This is a genomic window from Flavobacterium sp. LMO8 (assembly GCF_009495755.1).
Lineage (GTDB): Bacteria > Bacteroidota > Bacteroidia > Flavobacteriales > Flavobacteriaceae > Flavobacterium.
In genome coordinates, this window is sequence record NZ_WIBJ01000017.1 from 1 (window position 1) to 8,248 (window position 8,248).

At 30.2% G+C, this 8,248-nt stretch carries 6 protein-coding genes; all 6 read right to left on the minus strand.

The genetic code is table 11. The annotated features are described in order from the left end of the window. Nucleotides 1-134: 134 nt before the first annotated feature. Entirely contained in the window at nt 135-788 is a 654-nt protein-coding gene (locus GFJ94_RS02780; RefSeq protein ID WP_153199824.1) for a PliI family lysozyme inhibitor of I-type lysozyme, read from the minus strand. A 66-nt stretch (nt 789-854) separates the two neighbouring features. After that, nucleotides 855-1,427 (minus strand): hypothetical protein, encoded by a 573-nt coding sequence (locus GFJ94_RS02785; RefSeq protein WP_153200072.1) that lies wholly within the window; start codon nt 1,425-1,427, stop codon nt 855-857. Nucleotides 1,428-2,330: 903 nt separating this feature from the next. After that, a complete protein-coding gene (locus GFJ94_RS02790; protein WP_153200073.1) occupies nt 2,331-3,053 on the minus strand; it encodes a hypothetical protein in 723 nt (240 codons plus the stop codon). Between the two features lie 273 nt (nt 3,054-3,326). Next, on the minus strand, nt 3,327-5,834 hold the full coding sequence (locus tag GFJ94_RS02795; protein ID WP_153200074.1) for a T9SS type A sorting domain-containing protein: 2,508 nt from the start codon (nt 5,832-5,834) through the stop codon (nt 3,327-3,329). Nucleotides 5,835-6,196: 362 nt separating this feature from the next. Beyond that, complete coding sequence (locus GFJ94_RS02800; protein WP_238989426.1) at nt 6,197-7,282, minus strand: linear amide C-N hydrolase; 1,086 nt, start codon at nt 7,280-7,282, stop codon at nt 6,197-6,199. Between the two features lie 68 nt (nt 7,283-7,350). After that, nucleotides 7,351-7,761, minus strand: coding sequence for a phosphate-starvation-inducible PsiE family protein (locus GFJ94_RS02805; protein WP_153200076.1), 411 nt, complete (start codon nt 7,759-7,761; stop codon nt 7,351-7,353). Nucleotides 7,762-8,248: the final 487 nt, after the last annotated feature.

Sequence of the window (8,248 nt, forward strand, 5' to 3'; positions counted from 1 at the left end):
AACGGTTAGTATAAGAGCAGTAGCGGTCTAAAAGCTACTACCTTTTCGAAAACAAGATACTTAATTAAAAGCAAAAAGCGGTTTGAGATTACTCCCAAACCGCTATTGCTTTTATACCTTGTTGGCAATAGTTTTTATTGATCAAAATCATATATTTTACCTATTTCAAAAACTCTGGATGCTTCACCGTCTTTTAATTTATATCCTATTTGACGTAAACCTCCTGTTGGATTGTTATTTGTATCACCCTCATTGTAAACTGGAAATCTTCTTACTAAAGTGGTCTCCATAATAGCAAATTCATCGTGCCCCATATAGCCACTGCTAGCTTCTTTGTTATCAAATAAGTCAGGGAAGTAAATTTGACTCATTGATTTTCTATTATTCACGGAATAACCAATGACGTTTCCATAACTACCACTTCCTGCTGAAACGATGTAAATCAAGATTTCTGGAGATCCATCCGAATTTAAATCTTCAATTTCTGCATTGGTAACTTGTCCTTCTATTTCAAGAGTTATTTTTTGATTATCTATTTCCAAACCTTCTGGTTGAATGGAAAGCTGCTGAATAGATCCTTCTCCACTCGCTTTTATTTCAAATGTTATGTTCTGTAAGCTCAAGGTTTTTTGAAATCCAATTTTTTGATCCTCAGCAATAGGCTTTTCCGTGCTTAAATCAGCGTTATTTTCGATTGGTTCTGAATTCTGTTTTTCCTTTTCGTTCTTACAGGCGATTATAGTTGATGCTACAACTAGGGTTATTAAGACTTTTTTTAAGTGTTTCATTTTTATTGTTTTTTAATTATTGCCAACGGTTTGTTTATGAGCAGTAGCTCTCCCCTAATGTTTATTTTATTGTTGTTTTTTCATCTCATCCACCAAATAACTAATTATTCTGGTTAAATCATCTCCTCGAGTCTTCATAGCCTCAGATGGGATTTCATTTATATTCCATCCCTCATCCATCCAATATTTTAATGCATCATTTTCAAATAAGTATCGAGCGTATATTTGTTCTGAATACCATATTTTTCCTTGGCTCAAATAATAGGTAAATTTACCACTGAATTCTCCCGAATCATCCGTGACTCCGTGCTCAATTTTTATGGGTATTCCATTTTGATACCAAATATCCACGGGAGTATTTTGAACTTCATTTAAAGTCAATGATTTAGATTTTTTTTCAAATTCAGGTAATCGCTCATTTATCTTTCCTAATACGCCTTCAATCTTAATTTTTCTTTCGGAGGGTGTCAAATTGGTTTCTATAATTGGGAATTCTATGCTTGCTGATGTTTTATTCTGTTCAGATTCCAATTCTGCAGGTGCTGCTTTTTCTTTTGTTATTTTATTTTCCGGCTGATTTTTGCATGAGTCAAAAATGAGTAGAGAAAGGATTAAAATCAATACAGTGGATGCTTTCATTTTTATCATATTTAATTATTGCCAACGTTTCGCGGCTTAAAAATGTGGCGAAAACCAGCACCAAGCCAACACAAATATACACAAAACTTTAAATTGAGCAACTGCGCCATTTCAAAAAATCCCGAAACTAGCCATATTTTTAAACCGCTGTTATAGTGCGTTTTTTTCTCATCTGTTCGTTAACAATTTGCTTAGAGTGGTTAATAAAAAGTCGGCAATGTAATTTTGTTATTCTGTCATATACTGTTTGTTGGCGTTTAATGATTTTTTAAATGCTAACATTAATTCATACCAACCATCTGTTAATCCGTTGACATGCTTCTGTGCCTCTTTAAATTCATAGATAATGTCTATTCTTTCGTCTGATTTTAGTAAATCAATTAATTTGTCAAATATTTTCCAATATTCCGACCAAGATTTTATTTGATTAATTTCTTACTTCATTTCTATTTGGGAAAGTTAAAAGACAACCAAATAATGAATAATATTGTCAAAGCTAATGAGGTTAATGAACCGAATAATAAACCCCATCCAATTTCCTTTGTTTTTGATTTTGTCGAATTATTAGTTTTTATTAAAAGTCCACTTACAAGACAAGTAATAAATATTAATATTACTAAATAAAAATTGTCAAGTAGTTTAAGTGTCAAGAGTGATAAAAACTGAATTAAAATTGTTAATATATATGATGTTATCTTCATTATGTTATTGTCTGTTTAAATGCGCTATAACGTGTTTGGCTATGGTTTCGTTGCGTAAAAATCCGCAAGGATTTTCCGCCGTAAACCGAAGATAGCAAATTTGCGAGGACTTTCCGAGAGGAAAGTCAGAAGCAATGAATTATAGCCGTTGTTAGGGGCAGGTTTTATATTTTCTATTTCTTAATAGTCTAACGGTTTATTTTTATAGTCCACTTCCATTAGCTTTGTTATACTCATTTTCATAAAACATTAGAATGCGATATTCTCCGTATTTTTCATCAATCATAAACCAAACTGATTTATTTAAGCTGTTTAATCTATTAAAAGTTTTTCTAATTATTTCTAATATTATTTCCTCATTTTCTGTGTTTCCTTCAATTAACTCTTCTACAGCATTTCTTGTTTCACTATTATCTTTTTCTTTAAAAATTTTACGTATCTCGTCATTAGTCAAAGTGTCAAATTCCACAGATTTTTGATAAAATACAGCTTGGTACCTTTTTTTATTGACTGTAATCTCATAGGATATATCTTCTTCTTTAGGTATAGTGTATTTGGCGATTATTGAATCTGGTTCAGCAACATATCTTTCATTATTCATAAATTGCTGGATAAGATTATTAAATCTGATTTTAATATTTGTTTCATCTGTGTAATTGGCATCCATAACAGCAATTCGCCACACTTTGTTATTATTTGTAGCAATACCTATATTAACATCTGTCCCATTAAATTCGCCATCTAAAATATCTTCACTATATCGGTTAATTGTATATCCTTTAGTTTTCAATTTCTTTATCATTTCGGGTTTGAATCCATCAACAGGAATGTCAAGAAATTGTGTCACATCTTTTTGGGCATACAATGCTATTGGCAGGATGAGTAAAATGAAAATCTGTATTATTTTTTTTAATTTTTTGTCCATCGCTTTTTGTTTTTATATGAACTTTTTTGTCTTATCCGTTTCGTTCAGCCAACTTGCCCCTAACGTTTTGCGGCTTTAAGAAGTTGGGGATTTGTAAACCTGAAACTTTCGATTAAACATCGAAAATCAAAAGTACAAAACACACTTTAAATTAAGCCCAAAAAGACCAATTTCTTAAAACCGCTGTTGGCAGATAGTGCTTTTGTATAATTTAGATTTTTAATTAAAATTTTGCACCTAAAATTTAAAAACAAAATTGTAGTTATTTGTATTTTATTCTTTAATTATTTTGTAAGTACTTTTAGAATGCAAATTCAGGTTTTCAATAACTAATAAATAAATTCCTCTTTCTAAAAATGAAAAATCAATTTTATTATTTAAAGTTTTCTCTTCATGTATAAATTTACCATCAAATGTAAATAATTGCAATTTGTAACTTACATTATTTTCGCCAGTCCAATTAATAGTATCCGTAAATGGATTAGGATAAATCTTTAAATTTAAACCATTAGTAATTTCATTTACAGTAAGCGTATTTGAAGCATTGATGTAAACAGATACCTGACCACTAACAAAATTTGGTTTATTGACAAATAAATCTTTTTTATTATCACCATTATAATCAAATAATAATAGATCTCCTCTTGATTGATGGTATGTTTCGAATGAGTCGATTTGAAATTTTGCAAAATTTGTAAAGTTGGATGTTTTATAATAAAAAATATCGCTTGAGTAGGAGTTTGAGTTATAATTCGTTGCATAGATTTCATATTTCCCATCTCCATCGTTATCGTCAAACTCTATATCATGAATGTTTATGTTCTCAATAATAATTTTGAAAAAATTATTTTGTCCATCATTTCTATAGAATAAAAAAGGTTTTAAATTTATGTCGAAAACAAAAAAATCTAAATCGCCATCCTGATCTATATCTTTTATTTTAATATTTCCACCACTATAATTGTCTATTAAAGTTGCTATACTTGTAGCTGAGAAAATACCATTCTGATTTTCAATTAAAATTATTTCATAATTGAATGAATTATTAGAATAATAATTACTTAGCATTAGTATATCAGAAGTACCGTTATTATTAATATCACCAAAAGCCAGAGAAGTGGTTTCAATAGTATTTGGATAATTAAAAGATATTGGTTGAACGTTTCCAAAGTTACTACCATTGTTGTTTTTTGACCACATGAGTTCATTTCCAGTTGTAAAAGGATTTTTTTGAAAAAGCAAATCCTTAAACCCGTCGTTGTCAATATCTGCAAAATACATTCCTGATGTTAAAACAGGAATCGAGATGCTTTGTACATATAAAAAATTATCGTTTCCTAAATTCTTAAAAACTTTTGCGTACATACCAGAATCGCTATAATCAATCACATCACCCAAACCATCATTATCAAAATCCATGATATAATTCAAAGTGAACGAAGCTGCATTCGGGTTCGACATTACACCTATTATATTTTTTATAGCACTATGTTGATTATTAACCATCTTTTTGTAATAACCTAATCCGTTTTGTTGCCCGATACAAACATCCTCTTCACCATCGCCATTCATATCAATTACAGTGAAATTATCTGTGTGAATAGTTTGTTGATAACAGATTGTCTTGTCAGATAAATTATCAATATCATAATTTACAAGGAGCATATTTTGGGAATTGAAATTTGAAGAAAATAAGAAATCAACATTTCCACTATTGTTAAGGTCTGAAAATATATAATTATTTAGGGTAAATACATTGATGTTAAAGTTAGGTAACACAATTTCTGCCGTACTAAAAACTCCATTATTAATAGTGAATTTATGAATATTGGATTGATTTTGTGTTGATTCTAAAGCAACGTATACATCGTAGATGCCTGGACTTATACTTTTTATATACACAGAGCGACTATTATTGGAATTAGTGTAAAATGGGATATTTTGTATAGCAGGCAGGTCATTTAAAACCACAATTTGATTAGTAGTTGTATTTAAGCCAAAATATTTAACCCAAAGCGCACCATTTTTCCAATATAAGATATCTTTATATCCGTTTCCGTTTACATCGAGTATTCCAAATTCCTTAAAAGGTGCAGCGGCTATATTCAGTGCAGGTGGATTAACGAAGTTTCCATTATTGTTTATGTAGATTTTCAAGTTAGGATTACCCAAAATATATAAGTCAAAATCCCCATCATTATCAAAATCATCAATTTTGTAAATGGAGGTAAAAGGACTACCCAATGCAAATAAAAATTGTTGAGATAAAAAACCACCATTCTGATTGTTTAGTAGCACATAGGCGTTATCCTGATTATCCCTAACGATTAAGTCAATAAATCCATCGCTGTTATAATCGAATTTAATTGGTGATATAGTATACGAGCCAGAAAAATTTATCAACGTTTGTTCATTACCAAAAGTGTCATTTTGTAAATTAATTAAAACGCCAATGGTGGTGAATGAATGATAAGTAATTAAATCCGGATAGCTATCATTATTTATATCCAAGGAGATAATTGGACTTACACCGTTCGATATAAACTTTGGTAATGTCGCATTTAAATCGCCGTTTTCATTTTTTTGAAGCAAAACATTTCTGTCGTTAGAGGTAACATATTTTATTAAGTCAATATCATTATCATTATCAAAATCGTCATAGATAACATTATTACTTAACGAATCAACATCATAAATGTTGACTTTTTCATCAAAGTTTATTTGTCCGTAAATTGGATTAAGAATAAACCATGTAAAAACTATAAATACTTTTATTTTCATTCTTTATTTATTTAATATTGTTAGATTTTAATTGCTGAATTTAAGTTACAAATGCAACTTTTTGATTAAATATATAATTTGGCGATTTAAAATAAAATCTATTTTATGTCTTTTAATTAAATTTATTAATTTGAAAAATTTATCGATACTATGTGATTCTTATTGTTTTTTAATTGACAATGTGATTTTTAATTTATAGTTTTCTTTTCGATTTCTGGGCATTTCTGCCAACGGTTAGTATATGAAAAGTAGGCGATTACGAAGCACGAAACTTTCGGTTAAACACAAATTTTGATACGAGGCAAAAGCCTTGATTTTACTACTGTTTCGCCTATTTTTTATATACATTGTTGGCAGTAGTTTTATTTCTTTTTACTATTTAATTTGGGTGTTACATCTTTAACAGTATTTGTTTTCAATTCATCATCATCAATTATTTGCTCTTTTACTGTAGCAAAATCAATTGTGTTTAAGTCAATTTTTCTAATCTGCCTATTCCACATTGTATGATAATAATACACTTTGTTTTTTAAATCAGATGCAGAAGTTACTTGAGTTGCACTAACTATATCAGTAGGTAAATGTTCTTTTGGCACTTGAGCTCCTAATGGAATGTTGAAGTTATCCAATATTCTAAACGATTCGAAAACGGCATCAAGGGTTGTTTCTAAAGGACGACATGAAGCAGTAAATGCAGCTGCTCTAACAAATCTTGATGGTGGAGTGAAATCACCTGGCAAGCCAATCAATCCGGAACCTCCGCCCAATGGCTTTAAATTGTAACCATCAAAGCTCATTTGACTATTCGGATTTGTTGAAAGACTAAGATAATTTCTTTGATTAATTAAATGCCAATCATAAGTAGGAGAATTTGTAATTACACCAATATACGGGTCATAAACCTTTACTTCACCATTGTTAACTATTTCGATTATTTTGCTGTTACCACTTGGGTCAACAATTTTGAAATGAAAAGGAAGTGCTGCACCGCCAAATTCTTTATTGTCTACATTTACGACAATAACATTATTTAAATTGTCAATAATTTCATCTACTGTTTTAAACGATGACAACATCCATTGCATTAAATCTCCTACGCTCATTGAATTTTCAGCTTTTGTACTATCGTAAATAGCGTATTCAGCAAAGTCAGGCAGATAATATACTCCCACGTATAGTCCTTCTTCATTTAAACCATCAGGACCATATGGCTGACCATAAGCTGTAAGGGTTACAAATCCATAATTCCCCTTCCATTTTTTACCGTTATATCCCTCGGGTGTTTGACCAACGAATTGTTTATTACGAGGTACAACTAAAATCTTGTTATGCTGGGCATCGTTTAGCGCCCACTCAACGGTGCGGGAAACAACGACACCTCCGTCAGTAGATTTTAGAGTAATTCCTGTGCAAGGATATGCACTAGTACTAACCATTAGTAATGCCAAATGAATGGCAATTAATTTTTTAAATTTATTTTTCATTTTCACTAGTTTTAAAGATAAATATTTTAATACTATTTAACATTTTCTTTCTTCGATAAAAAATAATATCCTATACAAAAAGAAAGTATTAATACGGCAATACCAATAAGTATAAGGTGTTCTGAGTGCTTAATATCCAAGGTGATAACTTTTCTTACTATTGCCGTGATAGCAACTAGTAAAATAATTTTCACTTTACTTAATATGGTATTGTGATGATATTTAAATGTCTCTAATATTTCAAGAGTAATTAAAATATTAAAGAAGATTGGAACACCAGAAAGACCCAATGGTCTTTCACTTGAAAATGAAAATCTACTTACCTCTTTATAAAAAACATAAAACAAATCTACTGTTTCAATAATGATAAATAAAATAGCAAGAATTGATAAGATTAAATAAACTAAATCTTCTGTTTTTGATATAATCTTGTCTTTTTTCATGTTTTTATGTTCAAATTAATAATTTCAATTGAGTACTTAAACTCTTCCTTTTTGTCTAAAAATTACTGCCAACGTTCTGAGGCTTAAAAATGTGGCTAAAACCCAACACCAAGCCTTCACAAATATACACAAAACTTTAAATTTAGCAACTGCGCCATTTCAAAAATTCCCGAAACTAGCCATATTTTTAAACCGCTGTTGTGTGCTGCATGATATTTTCGGAACTTAAAAAAACTCAACACAAAGTTTTTCGGCAAAGTTTGGGTTGTCACGCAAAGCATATTTTCACGCAAAGTTTAGTTTCAGTTTTTAATTTCACAACGGATTTTCCCGAAAACGTAATTTCAGCACAAAGTTTATCGACAAAGTTTGGTTCGGTTTTCAATTGTCACGCAAGATTTTTCGGTAACAATTTTAATTAATTTCTTTCGGAAAAAATAGGAGAGAAGCTTTCGGCGTAAGTTCGGAAAATATGTTGCACACAACG